A 19,809-nucleotide genomic window follows, 5' to 3' on the forward strand; every position below is an offset into this window, starting at 1 on the left:
AATCATGCTCCTTGGGCATGGGACGAGGTCTCTGCGGCCGGGCTCGAAGCAGAATTCTCTTCGGTGGCCGGTTCGGCGGCGGAGGGCCCGCCCTTGCGTGCGCGCCATGCGTCACGCAGCAGTTCGTGCCACCGCGGACGCTTGCGCGGGGGGACGTGGTCCACACCGCCCGGCGACCACGGATTGCACCGCAGGATGCGCCAGGCCGTGAGGGCCGTTCCCTTGACGGCCCCGTGCCGGTCGATGGCCGTGTAGCCGTAGTGGGAACACGACGGGTAGTACTTGCACACCGGCCCGAGCAGCGGACTGATCGTCCACTGGTACAGCTTGATCAGGGCCAGCAGTGGGTACTTCATCGCGCGCCCCCTCCCAGCAGCCGCTGGAGGGCGGCGTCCAGGTCTCGGGCCAGCTGTGCATGGTCGGCGTCACCCGCTCCGGGCAGCGCTCGTACGACTACCAGGCTACCGGGGGGAAACAGGTCGACTCGGTCGCGCATCAGATGGCGAAGGCGGCGCTTCACCTTGTTGCGCACGACCGCACCGCCCACGGCCTTGCTCACGACGAAACCCGCACGCGTCGGGGGAGCGCTCTCCCCAGGCGCGTGCGGGTCCGTGGCACCGCTACGAAGGTGGACGACGAGGGTCGGGCGGCCTGCCCGGCGACCTCGTCGGACCGCGGTCGCGAAGTCCTCGCGCCGCCTCAGCCGGTTCTCGGTGGGCAGCACGACGTCATGACCTGACCGGGATCAGGCGGACAGACGGGCGCGACCCTTGCTACGGCGGGACGCGAGAATCGCGCGGCCGGCACGGGTGCGCATACGCAGCCGGAAGCCGTGGGTCTTCGCGCGACGACGGTTGTTCGGCTGGAAGGTGCGCTTGCTCACTCGGGGGCTCCAGTAATGAATAGAGGGTGGCGGGGTGCCGTCCTGGCTGTCACCGTGCGCCCACGAGGAGTAGCTCGCGTTACGCCCGAGTGCACCGCTTACCGATCACCTGACGCGATCCGTGCCCATCGGAGGCAGGCGGCAGCAGCCATCGACAACTCGACCTGGTTACGGTACGCGCGGCTGCGCCATCCGGTCAAACCAGGGTCCGGAGGGGGACACTTGTCCACAGCCTGGGGACAACAACTTGAACCGCACCGGTCGCCCTGACTACCGTGGCTGAACTCCGATTCGTTCCCTTATCCCTGCCCGACCCGATTTACATCCCGACCCGTCCCCGAACCACACGTTCGAGGGACCTGTGAGAGAGCGTGCCCTGTGGCTGATGTACCTGCCGATCTTGCCGCAGTGTGGCCACGCGTTCTGGAACAGCTCCTCGGGGAGGGTCGCGGCCAGGGTGTGGAGGCGAAGGACGAGCACTGGCTCCGGCGCACCCAGCCGCTGGCGCTGGTGGCCGACACCGCCCTGCTCGCCGTGCCGAACGAGTTCGCGAAGGGCGTGCTGGAGGGCCGTCTCGCTCCGGTCGTGAGCGATTCCCTGAGCCGTGAGTGCGGCCGTCCGATCCGTATCGCGATCACCGTCGACGACTCCGTCGGCGAGCCCCCGACCCCGCCGGCGCCTCCCGTCCGCCCCCAGCCGCGCTACGAGGAGCCCGAGCTCCCGTCCGCCGGCCAGGGCCGCGACGACTACGAGGGGTACGGCCGCCACCGCGCCGACCCGCTTCCCACGCCCCGTCCCGCCTACCCGTCGGAGTACCAGCGCCCCGAGCCGGGCTCCTGGCCGCGCCCGGGGCAGGACGACTTCGGCTGGCAGCAGCAGCGGCTCGGCTTCCCGGAGCGGGACCCGTACGCGTCGCCCCCGCAGGAGCCGTACGGACCGCCGTCCCAGGACGGCTACCCCCAGACCGGCCAGGACGGATACGCCCCGGACGCGTACGGGGCACCGGACTACCCGCCGTCGCAGGACTACCGCCCGCAGTCGCTGGAGCGTCCGTCGTACGACGCCCAGCGCACCGACTACGAGCAGCCGCGCACCGACTACGACCAGCGTGACGGGCGCCGCGAGCTGCCCGAGCCGCCGTCCGGTTCCGGGCACGTGCACCGCGGCGGCCCGGTCGGCCCGAACCTGCCCACCACGGGCGCCCCCGGCCCGCTGGCCGCGCAGCCGGCGCCGGCGACCGGCCCGGGCGAGCCGACCGCGCGCCTGAACCCGAAGTACCTCTTCGACACGTTCGTCATCGGCGCCTCCAACCGCTTCGCGCACGCGGCCGCGGTCGCCGTCGCCGAGGCGCCCGCGAAGGCGTACAACCCGCTGTTCATCTACGGGGAGTCGGGGCTCGGCAAGACGCACCTGCTGCACGCGATCGGGCACTACGCGCGCAGCCTCTACCCCGGCACGCGCGTGCGGTACGTGAGCTCGGAGGAGTTCACCAACGAGTTCATCAACTCCATCCGCGACGGCAAGGGCGACAGCTTCCGCAAGCGGTACCGCGAGATGGACATCCTGCTCGTCGACGACATCCAGTTCCTGGCGGACAAGGAGTCGACGCAGGAGGAGTTCTTCCACACCTTCAACACGCTGCACAACGCCAACAAGCAGATCGTGCTGTCCAGCGACCGGCCGCCCAAGCAGCTGGTCACGCTGGAGGACCGGCTGCGGAACCGCTTCGAGTGGGGTCTCATCACCGACGTCCAGCCGCCCGAGCTGGAGACGCGGATCGCGATCCTGCGCAAGAAGGCGGTGCAGGAGCAGCTCAACGCCCCGCCGGAGGTGCTGGAGTTCATCGCGTCGCGGATCTCGCGCAACATCCGCGAGCTGGAGGGCGCGCTGATCCGGGTGACGGCGTTCGCGTCGCTCAACCGGCAGCCGGTGGACCTGGGCCTGACGGAGATCGTCCTGAAGGACCTGATCCCCGGCGGCGAGGACACGGCCCCCGAGATCACCTCCACGGCCATCATGAGCGCGACCGCCGACTACTTCGGGCTCACGGTCGAGGACCTGTGCGGCACCTCGCGCGGCCGGGCCCTGGTCACCGCCCGCCAGATCGCCATGTACCTGTGCCGCGAGCTGACGGACCTGTCGCTGCCCAAGATCGGCGCGCTGTTCGGCGGGCGCGACCACACGACGGTCATGCACGCCGACCGCAAGATCCGCAATCTGATGGCCGAGCGGCGCTCCATCTACAACCAGGTCACGGAGCTCACCAACCGCATCAAGAACGGCTGACGGCCACCGTCCGCACCGCCGAGGGCGCCCCTGGAGGAGATCCGGGGGCGCCCTTCGCGTATGCGACGGCCGCGGACCGCGCCACCCGCTGTTCGATTTCATGCCGGGTCACGGCCGTCCTCCACAGATTCGGCGACTTTCTCCCGTCCACACCCTGGGGACCGGAAAGTTGTCCCGACGCTGTCCACAGGGGGAGCCGTTGAGAGATCATCGGGCCAGGTCATCCACGTGTGGATTGGTGGACAAACTTTTTCCACAGCCTGTGGACAACGAATCGGCCCACAGGGCGCGCGCCGAGTTGTCCACGGGCAACCCACAGGCTGGGGGCGGTTGTCCCCAGCGTTCCCCAGCTTCTCCACAGGCCTGTCCACTGTTCGGCAACGCGCCGCGCTTTCCCACTCCGTCGAGTGAAAGGCGTCACACCGAGGTACAGGGTTGGGCTGTGGGAAAGAGGGGTAAAACTGGGGACGGCGCTGGGGAGAAGTCGCCTCACCCTGTGCACGGGGTGTGCAGAACTTTCCGTTCTCCACAGAGGGCCCCGGTTGTCCACGGCCGCCGCCCACAGGCCCCGTGGACAAAATCACCGTGCTGAGCTGGGCAAACGTGGTTATCCACGGTATCCACAGGCCCTACTACTACTCCCGACCAGAGAGAGCGCGGAATTCGTTTCGAAGCGGGCCCTGTGCACAACTGGCCCTCGCCTGCCCGGCTGCCCCTCGTCACGACTTGACCCCGAGGGGCACCTACTGTCAGTGCCGTGCGTCAGACTGGTTCCCGGTGTCCTTCCTCCACAGGGACGGCGGCACCGAGTCAGACGACGCAGGCGAAGCAGGGCGAGAACGCCGGCAACAGCAGGAGGCGGCTTACGGTGAAGATCCGGGTGGAACGCGACGTACTCGCGGAGGCAGTGGCCTGGGCGGCGCGCAGCCTCCCGGCCCGTCCGCCGGCGCCTGTCCTCGCCGGCCTGCTGCTGAAGGCCGAGGACGGCCAGCTGAGCCTGTCCAGCTTCGACTACGAGGTCTCCGCGCGCGTCAGCGTCGAGGCCGAGGTCGAGGAGGAGGGCACGGTGCTCGTCTCCGGCCGTCTCCTCGCCGACATCTCCCGCGCCCTGCCCAACCGCCCGGTGGAGATCTCCACAGACGGTGTACGGGCGACGGTCGTCTGCGGATCCTCGAGGTTCACCCTCCACACCCTGCCGGTGGAGGAGTACCCGGCCCTGCCCCAGATGCCGAACGCGACCGGCGCGATCCCCGGCGAGGTCTTCTCCTCCGCCGTGCAGCAGGTGGCCATCGCCGCCGGCCGGGACGACACGCTGCCCGTCCTCACCGGTGTGCGCATCGAGATCGAGGGCGACACGGTCACGCTGGCCTCCACCGACCGCTACCGCTTCGCGGTCCGCGAGTTCCTGTGGAAGCCGGAGAACCCGGACGCCTCCGCGGTCGCCCTGGTGCCCGCCAAGACGCTCCTGGACACCGCCAAGGCGCTGGGCGCCGGTGACAGCGTGACGCTGGCGCTGTCCGGCTCCGGCGCGGGCGAGGGCCTGATCGGTTTCGAGGGCGCCGGCCGCCGTACGACCACGCGGCTGCTGGAGGGCGACCTCCCGAAGTACCGCACCCTGTTCCCGACCGAGTTCAACTCGATCGCCACCATCGAGACCGCCCCCTTCGTGGAGGCCGTCAAGCGCGTGTCCCTGGTCGCCGAGCGCAACACCCCGGTGCGGCTCAGCTTCGAGCAAGGCGTGCTCGTCCTGGAGGCCGGCTCCAGCGACGACGCACAGGCTGTGGAGAGGGTCGACGCCCAGCTGGAGGGCGACGACATCTCGATCGCCTTCAACCCGACGTTCCTGCTGGACGGCCTCAGCGCGATCGACTCCCCGGTGGCGCAGCTGTCCTTCACGACGTCCACCAAGCCGGCGCTGCTCAGCGGCAAGCCCGCGGCGGACGCCGAGGCGGACGAGGCGTACAAGTACCTGATCATGCCGGTGCGGCTGAGCGGCTGAGTCCTCGGGACGGTTCCCGGTGGACGAGGCCGGGCGTGCGGGGAGCGTTCCCCGCACGGCCGCGGCAGGTCGGCGCGGCCGCCCGGCCGGGTGCCGCCGGGGGTTGTCCACAGGGTGAGGAAATCCGCAGGTGGGGGGCGTACGCCTGAGCGCGTATGCCCACAGCTGTGCATCGGCGCCCGGGTTTAGGCTCGGACGCGAGTACGAACGTGATCCGGCAGGTTTGCGCCGGGCGCGGACGTGCCGTCACGCCACCTCGGACACCTAAGGAACACAACTGATGGAGCTCGGTCTCGTCGGCCTCGGCAAGATGGGCGGCAACATGCGCGAGCGGATCCGCCGCGCCGGCCACACCGTCATCGGATACGACCGCAACCCGGACCTCGCCGACGTCCACAGCCTGCGGGAACTGGTGGACAAGCTCACCGGCCCGCGCGTGGTGTGGGTGATGGTCCCGGCCGGCGAGCCCACCCAGTCCACGATCGACGAGCTGGCCGAGCTGCTCCAGCCCGGCGACATCGTGGTGGACGGCGGCAACTCGCGCTGGACGGACGACGAGAAGCACGCCGAGCAGCTGGCGGCCAAGGGCATAGGCTTCGTCGACTGCGGCGTCTCCGGCGGCGTGTGGGGCCTGGAGAACGGCTACGCGCTGATGTACGGCGGCGACGAGGAGCACGTCGCCCGGGTGCAGCCGGTCTTCGACGCGCTCAAGCCGGAGGGCCCGTACGGCGCGGTGCACGCGGGCAAGGTGGGCGCCGGGCACTTCGCGAAGATGGTCCACAACGGCATCGAGTACGCCATGATGCAGGCCTACGCCGAGGGCTGGGAGCTGCTGGAGAAGGTCGACTCCGTGGAGAACGTCCGCGAGGTCTTCCGCTCCTGGCAGGAGGGCACCGTCATCCGCTCCTGGCTGCTGGACCTGGCGGTCAACGCCCTCGACGAGGACGAGCACCTGACGGGGCTGCGCGGCTACGCGCAGGACTCCGGTGAGGGACGATGGACGGTGGAGGCCGCGATCGACCACGCGGTGCCGCTGCCCGCGATCACCGCCTCCCTCTTCGCGCGGTTCGCCTCCCGCCAGGAGGACTCGCCGCAGATGAAGATGATCGCCGCGCTGCGCAATCAGTTCGGCGGCCACGCGGTCGAGAAGAAGTAAGCAGTCACCCGAACAGCTGGGGGAGGTCGGCGAAACGACCATGCACGTCACGCATCTGTCGCTGGCCGACTTCCGCTCGTACCCCCGGGTCGAGGTCCCGCTCGATCCGGGGGTGACGGCCTTCGTCGGCCCCAACGGGCAGGGCAAGACCAACCTCGTCGAGGCGGTCGGCTACCTGGCCACCCTGGGCAGCCACCGCGTCGCCTCCGACGCCCCCCTGGTCCGCATGGGCGCCGACCGCGCGATCATCCGGGCGCAGGTCCGGCAGGGCGAGCGGCAGCAGCTGATCGAGCTGGAACTGAACCCGGGCCGCGCCAACCGCGCCCGGATCAACAGGTCCGCGCAGGTCCGGCCCCGGGACGTGCTCGGCATCGTGCGGACCGTGCTGTTCGCGCCCGAGGACCTCGCCCTGGTCAAGGGCGACCCCGGCGAGCGGCGCCGCTTCCTCGACGAGCTGATCACCGCCCGCTCCCCGCGCATGGCCGGCGTCCGCTCCGACTACGACCGGGTGCTCAAGCAGCGCAACACCCTGCTGAAGTCGGCCGCGCTGGCCCGCCGCCACGGCGGCCGCGCCATGGACCTGTCCACCCTCGACGTGTGGGACCAGCACCTCGCGCGCGCGGGCGCCGAGCTGCTCGCCCAGCGCCTGGACCTGATCGCCGCCGTCCAGCCGCTGGCCGACAAGGCGTACGAGCAGCTGGCCCCCGGCGGCGGCCCGGTCGTCCTGGAGTACAAGCCGTCGGCGCCGGGCGAGGCGCACACGCGCGAGGACCTCTTCGAGCAGCTGATGGCCGCGCTCGCCGACGCCCGCAAGCAGGAGATCGAGCGGGGCGTCACCCTCGTGGGACCCCACCGGGACGATCTGCTCCTCAGACTCGGTCAGCTGCCCGCCAAGGGGTACGCCTCCCACGGCGAGTCCTGGTCCTACGCGCTGGCCCTGCGTCTGGCCTCCTACGACCTGCTGCGCGCCGAGGGCAACGAGCCGGTGCTCGTCCTCGACGACGTCTTCGCCGAGCTGGACACCCGCCGCCGCGAGCGGCTGGCCGAGCTGGTCGCGCCCGGGGAGCAGGTCCTGGTGACCGCCGCGGTCGACGACGACGTACCGCATGTGCTGTCGGGGACACGGTTCACCGTGTCCGAGGGGACGGTGGAACGCGTATGAACGACGACGGACCGGCTTCCGGGAGGACTCCCGAGCCCTCCGGGGTCGACCTCGCGCGCGTGGCGCTGCGGGCGGCGAAGGAGGCGGCGCGCGCGCGGGGGGACGCCGCGTGGCAGAAGCGGCAGGTACGGCGCGGCGGCGGCCTGCGTTCCGGCGCGCGGGCCGACGGACGCGACCCCATGGCGCTCGGCGCGGCGATCAACCGCCTCATCACCGAGCGCGGCTGGGAGGCGCCGGCCGCGGTGGGCGGCGTGATGGGCCGCTGGCCGCAGATCGTCGGCGAGGACGTGGCCAAGCACTGCGTGCCGGAGAAGTACGACGAGGAGGAGCGCGTGCTGACCGTGCGCTGCGACTCCACCGCCTGGGCGACCAACCTGCGCCTGCTCGCCCCGACCCTGGTCGCCCGGCTCAACGAGGACCTCGGTCACGGCACGGTCCGGCTGATCAGGGTGCAGGGCCCCGGCGGTCCCGCCCGCCGCTACGGCCCGCTGCGCGCCCCCGGCAGCACGGGTCCCGGCGACACCTACGGCTGACGCGGTCCCGGGCCCGGCGACCGGACGTGACCGCGTCCGGTCACCTGGCCGGTGACCGCGCCCGGGCCGTGCGGCCGGTCCCTCTCCCGCCCGCCGCCGGGGCCCGGGAAGTCTTCATCCACACCTGTGGACGGCAGGTGACTGACATCACATCAGGAGGTGTCGGCGGCGTTTCCGGACCGTCGGCGCCCTCCCCGCCGCGCCCTCGCACGCGGGTGCGAATCGCGCCCTCCCTCCTGTTGGGCCACGGGTTGACGGCCGGAAGCGCTGAGTGCCGTCGTGAGCCTCTTGGGGACCCCACCCGCATATCGGGAGTCGGCCGAGCACGGTTCAGGGCGGCACATGCGGACTCAGGTACCGGCAAACCCCCATCGATGTCAGTGCTACCGGTAGACTGGAAGACAATCCCGCCCCAATCGTGGGGACCGTCCGGGAAAAGCTGAGCAACGCTGATCAAGGCTTACCAACGCAACATGCCGCAGCCGCTCCGGCAACCCGCCGACGAGCCCGGCTCGTGCTGTGCCAGAAAGGGCGCTTCGTGGCCGATTCCGGCAACCCCAACGAGAACATCCCGTCCATCGACGCCGGTCAGAGCGGCGCGGCGACCTCGTCGAACGGTGAGGTCACCGCCTCGTACGACGCCAGTGCCATCACCGTCCTCGAGGGTCTGGACGCGGTCCGCAAGCGACCCGGCATGTACATCGGCTCGACCGGCGAGCGCGGACTGCACCACCTCGTGTACGAGGTCGTCGACAACTCCGTCGACGAGGCGCTGGCCGGCCACGCGGACACCATCGACGTGACGATCCTCGCCGACGGCGGCGTCCGCGTCATCGACAACGGCCGCGGCATCCCCGTGGGCATCGTGCCCTCCGAGGGCAAGCCGGCCGTCGAGGTCGTGCTGACGGTGCTGCACGCGGGCGGCAAGTTCGGCGGCGGCGGCTACGCGGTCTCCGGCGGTCTGCACGGCGTGGGCGTGTCCGTCGTGAACGCCCTGTCCAGCAAGGTGTCCGTCGAGGTCAAGACCGACGGCTACCGCTGGACGCAGGACTACAAGATGGGCGTGCCGACGGCGCCGCTGGCGAAGCACGAGGCGACGCAGGAGACCGGCACCTCGGTCACCTTCTGGGCCGACCCGGACATCTTCGAGACCACGGAGTACTCCTTCGAGACGCTGTCGCGGCGTTTCCAGGAGATGGCGTTCCTCAACAAGGGCCTGACGATCAGGCTCACCGACGAGCGCGAGTCGGCGAAGGCCACCGCCGGGGCGGACGAGGCGGGCGCCGACGAGAAGGGCGAGGCGAAGTCCGTCACGTACCACTACGAGGGCGGCATCGTCGACTTCGTGAAGTACCTCAACGCCCGCAAGGGCGAGGTCGTCCACCCCACGATCATCGACCTGGAGGCCGAGGACAAGGACAAGAGCCTGTCCCTCGAGGTCGCGATGCAGTGGAACAGCGGCTACAGCGAGGGCGTGTACTCCTTCGCCAACATCATCCACACCCACGAGGGCGGCACCCACGAGGAGGGCTTCCGCGCCGCGCTGACCTCCTTGATCAACAAGTACGCGCGCGACAAGAAGCTGCTGCGCGAGAAGGACGACAACCTCACCGGTGACGACATCCGCGAGGGTCTGACCGCGATCATCTCGGTCAAGCTGAGCGAGCCGCAGTTCGAGGGCCAGACCAAGACCAAGCTGGGCAACACGGAGGCCAAGACCTTCGTGCAGAGGGCGGTCTACGAGCACCTCAACGACTGGCTGGACCGCAACCCGAACGAGGCCGCGGACATCGTCCGCAAGGGCATCCAGGCGGCCACCGCGCGCGTGGCGGCCCGCAAGGCGCGTGACCTGACCCGCCGCAAGGGCCTGCTGGAGTCGGCGTCCCTGCCGGGCAAGCTGGCCGACTGCCAGTCCAACGACCCCGCCAAGTGCGAGATCTTCATCGTCGAGGGCGACTCCGCCGGCGGCTCGGCCAAGTCCGGCCGCAACCCGGAGTACCAGGCGATCCTCCCGATCCGCGGCAAGATCCTCAACGTCGAGAAGGCGCGCATCGACAAGATCCTGCAGAACCAGGAGATCCAGGCGCTGATCTCCGCGTTCGGCACGGGCGTGCACGAGGACTTCGACATCTCCAAGCTCCGCTACCACAAGATCATCCTGATGGCGGACGCCGACGTCGACGGCCAGCACATCAACACCCTGCTGCTGACCTTCCTGTTCCGCTTCATGCGGCCGCTGGTCGAGGCCGGGCACGTGTTCCTCTCCCGCCCCCCGCTGTACAAGATCAAGTGGGGCAAGGACGACGTCGAGTACGCCTACTCCGACCGCGAGCGCGACGCGCTGCTGGAGATGGGCCGCCAGCGCGGCAAGCGCGTGCGCGAGGACTCGATCCAGCGCTTCAAGGGCCTCGGTGAGATGAACGCCGAGGAGCTGCGCGTGACCACGATGGACCAGGAGCACCGGGTCCTCGGCCAGGTCACCCTCGACGACGCCGCGCAGGCGGACGAGCTGTTCTCGGTCCTGATGGGCGAGGACGTCGAGGCCCGCCGCGCGTTCATCCAGCGCAACGCCAAGGACGTCCGCTTCCTCGACATCTGAGTCGGTCTCAGCTGACCGCACCAGGAAGGACCTTCACCAGCAATGACCGACGAGAACACCCCCGCCACGCCTGAAGAGGGCGGCCAGGCCGGCCTGCGCGTCGAGCCCGTCGGGCTCGAGACGGAGATGCAGCGCTCGTACCTCGACTACGCGATGTCCGTCATCGTCTCGCGTGCGCTGCCGGACGTCCGGGACGGCCTCAAGCCCGTCCACCGCCGCGTCCTGTACGCCATGTACGACGGCGGGTACCGCCCCGAGCGCGGCTTCTACAAGTGCGCCCGCGTCGTCGGCGACGTCATGGGCAACTACCACCCCCACGGCGACAGCTCCATCTACGACGCGCTGGTCCGCCTCGCCCAGCCGTGGGCGATGCGGATGCCGCTCGTGGACTCCAACGGCAACTTCGGCTCGCCGGGCAACGACCCGGCGGCGGCCATGCGCTACACCGAGTGCAAGATGGCGCCGCTGTCGATGGAGATGGTCCGCGACATCGACGAGGAGACCGTCGACTTCACGGACAACTACGACGGCCGCTCCCAGGAGCCGACCGTCCTGCCGTCCCGCTTCCCGAACCTGCTGATCAACGGCTCGGCGGGCATCGCGGTCGGCATGGCGACCAACATCCCGCCGCACAACCTGCGCGAGGTCGCGGCCGGCGCCCAGTGGTACCTGGAGAACCCCGAGGCCTCCCACGAGGAGCTGCTGGACGCGCTCATCGAGCGCATCAAGGGCCCCGACTTCCCGACCGGCGCGCTCGTCGTCGGCCGCAAGGGCATCGAGGAGGCCTACCGCACCGGGCGCGGCTCCATCACCATGCGCGCGGTCGTCGAGGTCGAGGAGATCCAGAACCGCCAGTGCCTGGTGGTCACGGAGCTGCCGTACCAGGTCAACCCCGACAACCTCGCGCAGAAGATCGCCGACCTGGTGAAGGACGGCAAGATCGGCGGCATCGCCGACGTCCGCGACGAGACGTCCTCGCGCACCGGCCAGCGGCTGGTCATCGTGCTCAAGCGGGACGCGGTCGCCAAGGTCGTCCTGAACAACCTCTACAAGCACACCGACCTGCAGACCAACTTCGGCGCCAACATGCTGGCGCTGGTGGACGGCGTGCCGCGCACCCTCTCCCTGGACGCGTTCATCCGCCACTGGGTGAGCCACCAGATCGAGGTCATCGTCCGCCGCACGCGCTTCCGCCTGCGCAAGGCCGAGGAGCGCGCCCACATCCTGCGCGGTCTGCTGAAGGCCCTGGACGCCATCGACGAGGTCATCGCGCTGATCCGGCGCAGCGAGACCGTCGAGATCGCGCGCGGCGGCCTGATGAGCCTCCTGGAGATCGACGAGATCCAGGCCAACGCCATCCTGGAGATGCAGCTGCGCCGCCTGGCCGCCCTGGAGCGCCAGAAGATCGTCCAGGAGCACGACGAGCTCCAGGCGAAGATCGACGAGTACAACGAGATCCTCGCCTCCCCGGTCCGCCAGCGCGGCATCGTCAGCGAGGAGCTGGCCGCGATCGTCGAGAAGTACGGCGACGACCGCAAGACGAAGCTGATCCCCTACGAGGGCGACATGTCCATCGAGGACCTGATCGCCGAGGAGGACATCGTCGTCACGGTCACGCGCGGCGGCTACATCAAGCGCACCAAGACCGACGACTACCGGGCGCAGAAGCGCGGCGGCAAGGGCGTGCGCGGCGCGAAGCTGAAGGAAGACGACATCGTCGACCACTTCTTCGTCTCCACGACCCACCACTGGCTGCTGTTCTTCACCAACAAGGGCCGGGTCTACCGCGCCAAGGCCTACGAGCTGCCCGAGGCCGGCCGGGACGCGCGCGGCCAGCACGTGGCGAACCTGCTCGCCTTCCAGCCGGACGAGGCGATCGCCGAGATCCTCGCGATCCGCGACTACGAGGCGGCGCCGTACCTGGTCCTGGCCACCAAGTCCGGCCTGGTGAAGAAGACGCCGCTGAAGGACTACGACTCCCCGCGCTCGGGCGGCGTGATCGCCATCAACCTCCGGGAGCGGGAGGACGGGACCGGCGACGAACTGATCGGAGCCGAGCTCGTCTCCGCCGACGACGATCTTCTGCTGATCAGCAAGAAGGCGCAGTCGATCAGGTTCACCGCCTCGGACGACACCCTGCGCCCCATGGGCCGTGCCACCTCGGGTGTCAAGGGCATGAGTTTCCGCGAGGGCGACGAACTGCTCTCGATGAATGTCGTCCGACCCGGTACGTTCGTGTTCACTGCCACTGACGGTGGATACGCGAAGCGGACCGCCGTCGACGAGTACCGCGTCCAGGGTCGCGGCGGCCTCGGCATCAAGGCCGCCAAGATCGTGGAGGACCGCGGATCGCTCGTGGGCGCGCTGGTGGTCGAGGAGACCGACGAGATCCTCGCCATCACGCTGTCCGGCGGTGTGATTCGTACGCGAGTCAACGAGATCAGGGAGACGGGCCGTGACACCATGGGCGTCCAACTGATCAATCTGGGCAAGCGCGATGCCGTGGTCGGCATCGCACGCAACGCCGAGGCGGGACGCGAGGCGGAGGAGGTCGACGGCGACGTGGCCGTCGACGAGACCGCCGAGGATGCCGCGGCCACCGGCACGGACGAGGGTGAGGCGCCCTCGGCCGAGTAGCACGAGGAGTGAGTCAGCGTGAGCGGAGCCACGGGCGCCGGATCGGCCGGTACCTCGACGGGTACGGAAACGGACGGCGGCGGCCGTGGCTCCGCCGCGCAGGCGAGCGACCCGCACACGACCAACCTGAAGGCGATCAAGTCGCCCGCGAAGGGCTCGCCCTCGCCTGACACGCACGGATCCCAGGGGGGAACGGTGACGGACACCCGGGGCCCGCAGGCCCAGCAGTACGCGGCCGGAGCGGGCCCGGCCGCTCCGGGCGGCCAGCCGCAGACCTCGGACCAGCCGGCCTCCCCGCTGCCCGGGGAGCGGCAGGCACAGCAGCCCTCCGGGCCCTACCACCCGCCGCAGGCCTACCAGCCGTCCGCTCCGGCGGACGGGGCACGCCGGCCGCGCACCACCGGGGCGCGTACGACGCCCCGCGTCCGCAAGGCGCGGCTGCGGGTGGCGAAGGCCGACCCCTGGTCGGTGATGAAGGTCAGCTTCCTGCTCTCCATCGCCTTGGGCATCTGCACGATCGTCGCGGCCGCCGTGCTGTGGATGGTCATGGACGCCATGGGCGTCTTCTCCACGGTCGGCGGCACGATCTCCGAGGCGACCGGCTCCAACGAGTCGAACGGCTTCGACCTCCAGTCGTTCCTGTCGCTGCCCAACGTCCTGCTGTTCACGACGATCATCGCGGTCATCGACGTCGTCCTGGCGACGGCTCTCGCGACGCTCGGGGCGTTCATCTACAACCTGTCCGCGGGCTTCGTGGGCGGCGTCGAGCTGACGCTCGCGGAGGACGAGTGACGTGCCGCCGACGGGCGGGTTCCCGCCCGTCGGCGGTCCCCCGGCAGCCGATTTTGGGACTGCGCACGTCGTGCGCTAATCTTCAGGAGTCAGCGCGCGGGACACACACCGCAGAGCGCGGCGGGGCTATAGCTCAGTTGGTTAGAGCGCATCCCTGATAAGGATGAGGCCACAGGTTCAAATCCTGTTAGCCCCACCAGCGGAAAGACCCCCAGCCGATCGTGGTTGGGGGTCTTCGGCGTTCCCGGGTGACATCGGCCGTCGGGGTTCTGCCGGATGGCGTGCTCGGCCCGGGCGCCGGGGAGCACGTCCGCTCCACGGTGCGGGGACGGCGGCGGGCGGGGCGGAAGCCGGGACGGGCAGGGGAAGGGCGGGGCCTTTGTGACGCCGGCGGGGCGGCACCGGTTTCGCGGCATACGCCGCCGTACCGCCCCGGCGCTGCCTAAGCTCTGGCTCCATGACGGCAACGCATACCTACGACGTCACGGTCGAGTGGACGGGCAACCTCGGATCGGGCACGGACAGTTACCGGTCCTTCAGCCGGAATCACGAAGTGTCGGCGGTCGGCAAGGCCGGGATCGCGGCTTCCTCGGATCCGGCGTTCCGCGGCGATCCCGCGCGGTGGAACCCTGAGGAGTTGCTCGTCGCCTCGGTCGCCCAGTGCCACATGCTCTGGTACCTCCACCTCTGCGCTGTCGGCGGGGTCACCGTCACCGACTACGAGGACCACGCGCACGGCGTCATGACCATGGACGACAGCGGTGGAGGAGGCCAGATCACCGAGGTCGTCCTGCGTCCCGAGGTGACCGTCGCCGACGCGTCGATGGTGGAGAAGGCGCGCTCGCTGCACGGTGATGTGCCCGCCCTGTGCTTCATCGCCCGCTCGGTGAACTTCCCCATCACCCACCTTCCCGTGATCCGTGTCCAGGGGGACTGAGCGGCGTTCCCGCAGCACCCCGCTCCGGAAGAGCCGGCGGGCGCCCCTGCCCGGGCTTCCGCGGAGCGGCCCCGGCTCGGCGGGCCGCGTCTGCCGGGGTGCCCTGAAAGCCCGGTCTCGGCGTCCGGCACCCGCACCGGGAAACAGCGCACGAGGCGTTCGAGCAGCGAACGACAGGAAGGCCCGGCGGCTCCTTCGAGCGGCCGGGCCCGGCGGTGGGCGGTGCTGTACGCAAGTTCGCCGTGACGACAGGGTGGCGGGGGATGAGGGTTGCTGCTGGTGTCAGCGATGACGGTGGGGCCGGGATGGGCCGGGGACGGTGCGCGGGGCGTGCCGGGCCGTCAGCGCTGGAGGGGGACCGCGGGCGTGCGGGGTGCTGGGAGCGTGAGCGGGGCGCACGCGACGGCAGGGGCGGCTTCGGCCGCGTGCGTCAGCGGGCTGTGGCGGCACCTGGGGGCCTTGCCGTGGGCCTCGGCGCGGATGCGTTGCTTCATCGTGGGGGGCAGGGACCTGAGGGAGGGCCGGGGGGAGATCGCCGGTGCGGTCGTCAGCGGCGTGCTGTCGCTGTTGCGTGCCGTCTCGGTCTGCGGTACGGCCGCGGTGGCGGTCGTCGTGGCGATTCCGAGCGCCGCGCACAGCGCGAGGAAGGCGGTGACGACGACGGTCCACAGCTTCATGACCTTGTTGCGGGCCATGGCCCCTCACTTTCGGTTCTCATTCGGGTCGGGCGATTTGCGTACTTCCTCATGATGTGCAGGAGGGCTGCGAAGTGGTGGACCGACGCCCGTGGCGCGTCGATCTTCGGATGAACACCACTCGGATGGGTGCAAGGCGGGCGAAAAGCCGAGGAAGCGGGTGATTGCCGGTCGAAGTGACCGTCCGTGAGAGCGTGATCACCCTCTGGTCGAAACGGTTTCATCCGTTCCTACTGCGCTCCGTTCGCCCGGAGTTGAGCGGCCACGCAGATCACCGATCGATATCGGTCGGTGTGTATAGTCGGGCGCCAGAGGTCCCCTACGTCAAGGAAAGACGAGGTCGCGCGGTGAAGAAGCTTCTCCTGGTCGCACTGGCCGCCATCGGCGGGCTCCTCGTGTACCGCCAGATCCAGGCGGATCGCGCCGAGCAGGATCTGTGGACGGAGGCGACCGACTCCGTGACCACGGGTTCGTGAGCATCGACATCCGATTCTGAGCAGACCCCGGCCGTCGTTTCGGTCGGGGTTTTGTGTTGTGCGGATGGCACCGGGAGCGGCGGGGCAGGATGGGCCACGGTTCCGCGATTCGGGTCGTCGGCGTTGGGGCCGCCCCGACGGTTCCCGGTCCGGTTCGGCATGTCTCCGGTCCGGGACGGTCAACTCCGCTCCGGTCCGGTCGGCTCCGGTCCGGGCGGGCGGTCCGGCGGTGCGGCTCGTGGTGCGGTGCGGCTCGTGGAGCGGTGCGGCTCGTGGAGCGGTGCTGTTCCGCTTCGTGTTGTGGTTCGCTTTTCGGTCCGTGTTTCGGTGCGTGGTCCGGCTGGTGTTCCGGATGGTGACGAGGGGGCGCGTGATGGGGCGGCATACGGCGTGGTGGTGCGCGGGGGCGAGGCGAGGGGGTGCGCCGGGGCGCCGTCCGGCGATCGCCCGTGCGCCCGCGGCCCTGCGGCGTCTGGGGGTCGTGGCCGCGGTGCTGTGCACGACGGCCGTCCTGCCGGGGCAGGCCGCCCGCGCGGCCGGGACGGCGAGCGGCGGCTACGCCTTCGCCGAGGACGCCCGGCGCGTCGACGGGTCCGGGAGCACCGCGGACGCCGTGCGTCTGGAGCCCGGCGCCACGTACCGGAGTTCCCTGCCCAGGAGCGGCAAGGTCCACTACCGACTCGAACTGGACGCCGTCCAAAGCGCGTACGTCTCCGTCACCGCCGTTCCCCGGCCCGGCAGCACGATCTCCGCCGTGGACGGGATCCGGGTCGCCGTACAGGACGCCGGCAGCCAGTCCTGCTCCTTCGACACCACGACGTTCGGGGCCGCGCGCAGCCCGCACCCGATCGCGGCCTGGGGCATGCGCGAGATCTCCCCCGCCAGGTCCCTGTGCCAGGACGCCGGCACCTACTACGTCGCCGTCGAACGCGTCGACCCGGAGGCCTCCTCGCCGGACGCCTGGGACCTGGAGATCGCCGCCGTGACCGAACCGCGCCCGGAGCGGGCCGGCGGGACCGACGCGCCCGAGGTCTGGGACTCCGCCTCGCCGGAACCCCTCATGGACGAGCCCGTACGCCGGCGGGGCGGCGCGGGCTTCGCCGACGCGACCACCGTGGGGCAGGGCGTCTGGCGCGACGACATCGAGCCCGGCCGGACGCTCTTCTACAAGGTGCCGGTCGACTGGGGCCAGCAGCTGTACGCCACCGCCGAGCTGGGCAGTTCCAGCGGCGGCTCCGGGTACGCGACGGGCGCGCTGGACCTGTCCCTGTACAACCCCGTGCGCGGGCAGGCGCAGGACGTCGGCGCCGGTTACGACGGCGGTCAGCAGACGGTCGCGCTCGCTCCCGGGCCGCCGGTCGCGTACCGCAACCGGTACGCCGCCGCCGAACAGATCCGCGCGATGCGGTTCGCCGGTTCCTACTACCTGGTCGTGCATCTGGCGGAGCAGGTGGCCGACGGGTTCGGTGCCGGCCCGTTCGGGCTGACGCTGCGCGTGCGGGTCGAGGGGGCGGCGCAGGAAGGCCCCCGATACGCGGGGGAATCCGTGCCGCGGGGCGTCTTCGAGGTCACCGAGGAGGACCGGGAGGCGGTGTCGGAGGGGGGAGCCGGGGGCGGCCTCGCGATGAAGGTGGTCGCGGTGAGCGGGATCGGCGCCGGGAGCGTGCTGCTGGCGGGGCTCGGGGTGTGGACGGTGGTGGCCCGGCGGAGGGCGGCGGGGCCGTCGTAGACCGCTCGGGCCGGTGAGCCGATGGGCGGCGGGCCGACGGATCGGTGGGCGGGGCCGGCTCGCCGCCGGGCGGCTCGGGCGTGATCGGGAGCCGGTCGGACACGGACCGGATGCGGTTCGGGCACGGACCGGATGCGGGTCAGACGCGGGTCAGGGCCCAGAACCCCACGGCGTAGCAGGCCAGCGCCAGCAGGAGGAGCGGGACCGCCACCTTGGCCGGGGGGCCGGGGCGGCGGGGCCGCGCCGCGCGGTGCCGTGGAACCTGCGGGGCCTGGGCGGTGTACGAGGCGGTGGAGGCGTCGGCGCGGTGCTGCGGCGCGGGGGTGAGGGACCGGTCGGGGCGCGGCGGTGTGTGCGGCCGGGGGGAGGACAGCACCTGGGTGTGGGCATCGGGGGAGACGCCCGGGGCCGGGGACGGCCGGGGGTGCGGCTGTGCCTGCGCCGGTGGCTGTGGGCGTGGTTGCGGCTGGGCCGGGTGGGGCCGCACGGCGGGTGGGCGGAAGACGGCGCCGGTCGCCTGCGGGGGCGGCAGGTGGAAGCTGCCGGTGTCCGACATGGCGGACGGTCCGGCGGGGGAGGCCGGCTCCGGGATGCCGGGGGGCGGGACGGGAACGGGCCCGGACGGGCCGGCGTCCGGTGCCGGGAGGGAGCCGGGTCCGTGCGGCGGACCGAAGCCGTGGCGTGGGTCGGCCGGTACGACACCGGCGGCGGACCCCTCGGCTCCGCCGGATTCCCCGAATTCGCCGGCCCTGCCGGATTCCCCGACCGTACCGGACTCGCCGGATTCCCCGGCCCCGCCGTCCCGGCCCTGCCGGGCGGGACCGCTCCCCTCCTCGGCCTCGGCCCGGGACGGCCCTCCGCCGCCGCTCGCGGGAGAGCCCTCCGCCTCAAGGCCCTCCGGCCGGGAGCTCCCCGCCCGGGAACCTCCCGCCCCGGGTCCCCCCACGGCCACGCCCGGCGCGGGCCTGAGCGGCCCGTCGGGTCCGAAGCCCGGGGGCAGGGGACCGAGCTGGTCGAAGATCTCGATCAGTTCGTCGTCGGGGCCGGGCTCCGGCAGGAGTTCGACGGCGGCGGCGAGCGCCTTGCGCGCGCCCGTCGCGGTGCGGAACCGCGCCGCGGGATCCGGCTGCAGCAGCGTCGCCACGACCTGCCACAGCGGCTCGGGGACGCCGCGGGGCGCGCCCGGCGTCCCGTGTTCGGCGAAGTACTGGACGAGTGCCTTGGTGTCCGGCTTGGCGCCCTCCAGCAGGTAGAGCGCGACCAGTCCGACGGCGAAGAGGTCCGCGGGGAAGTCGGGTTCCGCGCCCATCATCTGCTCGGGCGCGATGTACCCGGGCGTCCCCACCACGAGGTTGGTCTCGGTCAGCCGCGGCTCGCCCAGCCGCATCGCGATGCCGAAGTCCGACAGCCGCAGCCGCGGCCGGCCGGTGCCGGTGGCTTCCAGCAGGACGTTGGCGGGCTTGATGTCGCGGTGCACGACGCCTTCCGCGTGCACCGCGGCCAGCCCGGCCAGGAGCTGGTCGAGCAGGGTGCAGACGAAGGCCGGTGGCAGCGGGCCGTAGTCCCCGACCAGGTGGACCAGCGAACCGCCGGCGACCAGGTCCATGGTGAACAGGACCTTGTCGTCGTCGGCGGCCCAGCTGGCGGGCGCGAGCACATGGGGGTGGTCGATCCGCAGCGCCTGTTCGCGGACGAAGCGCAGCAGCGAGTGCGCGTCGCTCTGCTGGAGCACCTTGGCGGCGACATAGCGCCGGCGACGGTGGTCCCAGGCGCGCCAGACGGCGCCGACCCCGCCGCGTCCGATCGGGTCGACCAGTTCGTACCGGCCGGCGAAGACCTCACCCATGGCTCTGCGTCGCTCCTCCCCCTGCGGTTCCCCCCGGTGCCTCCCCCTCGACGAGCGGTACGACTCCCCCTCGCGTCTC

The 19,809-nt window shown here is 71.1% G+C and carries 16 protein-coding genes and 1 tRNA gene; 12 read left to right on the forward strand and 5 right to left on the reverse strand.

Translation table 11 applies throughout. The features are described 5' to 3' along the window. Nucleotides 1-2: 2 nt before the first annotated feature. The 3 genes from yidD to rpmH are packed head-to-tail and all read right to left on the reverse strand — an operon-like array spanning nucleotide 3 to nucleotide 883. Entirely contained in the window at nucleotides 3-356 is a 354-nt protein-coding gene (yidD, locus tag ACIBAI_RS12845) for a membrane protein insertion efficiency factor YidD (RefSeq protein ID WP_399033588.1), read from the reverse strand. Then, on the reverse strand, nucleotides 353-724 hold the full coding sequence (rnpA, locus tag ACIBAI_RS12850; RefSeq protein ID WP_344600631.1) for a ribonuclease P protein component: 372 nt from the start codon (nucleotides 722-724) through the stop codon (nucleotides 353-355). Before rnpA ends, yidD begins: the two co-directional genes overlap by 4 nt. A 21-nt stretch (nucleotides 725-745) precedes the next feature. Beyond that, entirely contained in the window at nucleotides 746-883 is a 138-nt protein-coding gene (rpmH, locus tag ACIBAI_RS12855) for a 50S ribosomal protein L34 (protein WP_003956500.1), read from the reverse strand. Nucleotides 884-1,261: 378 nt separating this feature from the next. On the opposite strand from rpmH, the gene dnaA reads away from it, so the two are divergent. The 10 genes from dnaA to ACIBAI_RS12905 all read left to right on the forward strand — a co-directional run bounded on the left by dnaA (nucleotide 1,262) and on the right by ACIBAI_RS12905 (nucleotide 14,984). Next, nucleotides 1,262-3,169, forward strand: a complete 1,908-nt coding sequence (dnaA, locus tag ACIBAI_RS12860) for a chromosomal replication initiator protein DnaA (protein ID WP_399033590.1) — start codon at nucleotides 1,262-1,264, stop codon at nucleotides 3,167-3,169. 868 nt (nucleotides 3,170-4,037) lie between these two features. Then, nucleotides 4,038-5,168 (forward strand): DNA polymerase III subunit beta, encoded by a 1,131-nt coding sequence (dnaN, locus tag ACIBAI_RS12865; protein ID WP_399033592.1) that lies wholly within the window; start codon nucleotides 4,038-4,040, stop codon nucleotides 5,166-5,168. Nucleotides 5,169-5,448: 280 nt separating this feature from the next. Continuing rightward, nucleotides 5,449-6,324: a phosphogluconate dehydrogenase (NAD(+)-dependent, decarboxylating) gene (gnd, locus tag ACIBAI_RS12870; RefSeq protein ID WP_399033594.1), complete on the forward strand. Its 876-nt coding sequence runs from the start codon at nucleotides 5,449-5,451 to the stop codon at nucleotides 6,322-6,324. Nucleotides 6,325-6,364: 40 nt separating this feature from the next. After that, nucleotides 6,365-7,486, forward strand: coding sequence for a DNA replication/repair protein RecF (gene recF / locus ACIBAI_RS12875; RefSeq protein WP_399033596.1), 1,122 nt, complete (start codon nucleotides 6,365-6,367; stop codon nucleotides 7,484-7,486). After that, nucleotides 7,483-8,019, forward strand: a complete 537-nt coding sequence (locus ACIBAI_RS12880) for a DUF721 domain-containing protein (RefSeq protein WP_399033598.1) — start codon at nucleotides 7,483-7,485, stop codon at nucleotides 8,017-8,019. Before recF ends, ACIBAI_RS12880 begins: the two co-directional genes overlap by 4 nt. Before the next feature lie 514 nt (nucleotides 8,020-8,533). Beyond that, on the forward strand, nucleotides 8,534-10,618 hold the full coding sequence (gene gyrB, locus ACIBAI_RS12885; RefSeq protein WP_399033600.1) for a DNA topoisomerase (ATP-hydrolyzing) subunit B: 2,085 nt from the start codon (nucleotides 8,534-8,536) through the stop codon (nucleotides 10,616-10,618). A gap of 42 nt (nucleotides 10,619-10,660) precedes the next feature. After that, complete coding sequence (gyrA, locus tag ACIBAI_RS12890; RefSeq protein WP_399033602.1) at nucleotides 10,661-13,255, forward strand: DNA gyrase subunit A; 2,595 nt, start codon at nucleotides 10,661-10,663, stop codon at nucleotides 13,253-13,255. A gap of 18 nt (nucleotides 13,256-13,273) precedes the next feature. Continuing rightward, a complete protein-coding gene (locus tag ACIBAI_RS12895; protein WP_399033604.1) occupies nucleotides 13,274-14,047 on the forward strand; it encodes a DUF3566 domain-containing protein in 774 nt (257 codons plus the stop codon). Nucleotides 14,048-14,169: 122 nt separating this feature from the next. Next, nucleotides 14,170-14,246, forward strand: a tRNA-Ile gene (locus ACIBAI_RS12900). Between the two features lie 258 nt (nucleotides 14,247-14,504). Then, nucleotides 14,505-14,984 (forward strand): OsmC family protein, encoded by a 480-nt coding sequence (locus tag ACIBAI_RS12905; protein ID WP_399033606.1) that lies wholly within the window; start codon nucleotides 14,505-14,507, stop codon nucleotides 14,982-14,984. 341 nt (nucleotides 14,985-15,325) lie between these two features. On the opposite strand, the gene ACIBAI_RS12910 is transcribed toward ACIBAI_RS12905, so the two are convergent. Beyond that, complete coding sequence (locus ACIBAI_RS12910; protein WP_399033608.1) at nucleotides 15,326-15,679, reverse strand: DUF6344 domain-containing protein; 354 nt, start codon at nucleotides 15,677-15,679, stop codon at nucleotides 15,326-15,328. 347 nt (nucleotides 15,680-16,026) lie between these two features. On the opposite strand from ACIBAI_RS12910, the gene ACIBAI_RS12915 reads away from it, so the two are divergent. After that, the gene (locus tag ACIBAI_RS12915) at nucleotides 16,027-16,155 is read left to right on the forward strand and encodes a DLW-39 family protein (protein ID WP_217649982.1); all 129 of its coding nucleotides are present in this window, start codon (nucleotides 16,027-16,029) and stop codon (nucleotides 16,153-16,155) included. A 373-nt stretch (nucleotides 16,156-16,528) separates the two neighbouring features. Next, nucleotides 16,529-17,884 carry a hypothetical protein gene (locus ACIBAI_RS12920; protein WP_399033610.1) on the forward strand — a complete coding sequence of 452 codons (1,356 nt, stop codon included), beginning with the start codon at nucleotides 16,529-16,531 and terminating at the stop codon, nucleotides 17,882-17,884. 139 nt (nucleotides 17,885-18,023) lie between these two features. On the opposite strand, the gene ACIBAI_RS12925 is transcribed toward ACIBAI_RS12920, so the two are convergent. Next, nucleotides 18,024-19,730, reverse strand: coding sequence for a protein kinase (locus ACIBAI_RS12925; protein WP_399033612.1), 1,707 nt, complete (start codon nucleotides 19,728-19,730; stop codon nucleotides 18,024-18,026). Nucleotides 19,731-19,809 lie beyond the last annotated feature (79 nt).

The organism is Streptomyces sp. NPDC051041 (genome assembly GCF_044456065.1).
GTDB lineage: Bacteria > Actinomycetota > Actinomycetes > Streptomycetales > Streptomycetaceae > Streptomyces > Streptomyces glaucus.

Excerpts from the sequence above, each read along its gene's own strand:
- yidD (WP_399033588.1), bottom strand. The coding sequence starts at position 356 with ATGAAGTACCCACTGCTGGCCCTGATCAAGCTGTACCAGTGGACGATC.
- gnd (WP_399033594.1), top strand. The coding sequence starts at position 5,449 with ATGGAGCTCGGTCTCGTCGGCCTCGGCAAGATGGGCGGCAACATGCGC.
- recF (WP_399033596.1), top strand. The coding sequence starts at position 6,365 with ATGCACGTCACGCATCTGTCGCTGGCCGACTTCCGCTCGTACCCCCGG.
- ACIBAI_RS12880 (WP_399033598.1), top strand. The coding sequence starts at position 7,483 with ATGAACGACGACGGACCGGCTTCCGGGAGGACTCCCGAGCCCTCCGGG.
- gyrA (WP_399033602.1), top strand. The coding sequence starts at position 10,661 with ATGACCGACGAGAACACCCCCGCCACGCCTGAAGAGGGCGGCCAGGCC.
- ACIBAI_RS12905 (WP_399033606.1), top strand. The coding sequence starts at position 14,505 with ATGACGGCAACGCATACCTACGACGTCACGGTCGAGTGGACGGGCAAC.
- ACIBAI_RS12910 (WP_399033608.1), bottom strand. The coding sequence starts at position 15,679 with ATGGCCCGCAACAAGGTCATGAAGCTGTGGACCGTCGTCGTCACCGCC.
- ACIBAI_RS12920 (WP_399033610.1), top strand. The coding sequence starts at position 16,529 with ATGGGGCGGCATACGGCGTGGTGGTGCGCGGGGGCGAGGCGAGGGGGT.
- ACIBAI_RS12925 (WP_399033612.1), bottom strand. The coding sequence starts at position 19,730 with ATGGGTGAGGTCTTCGCCGGCCGGTACGAACTGGTCGACCCGATCGGA.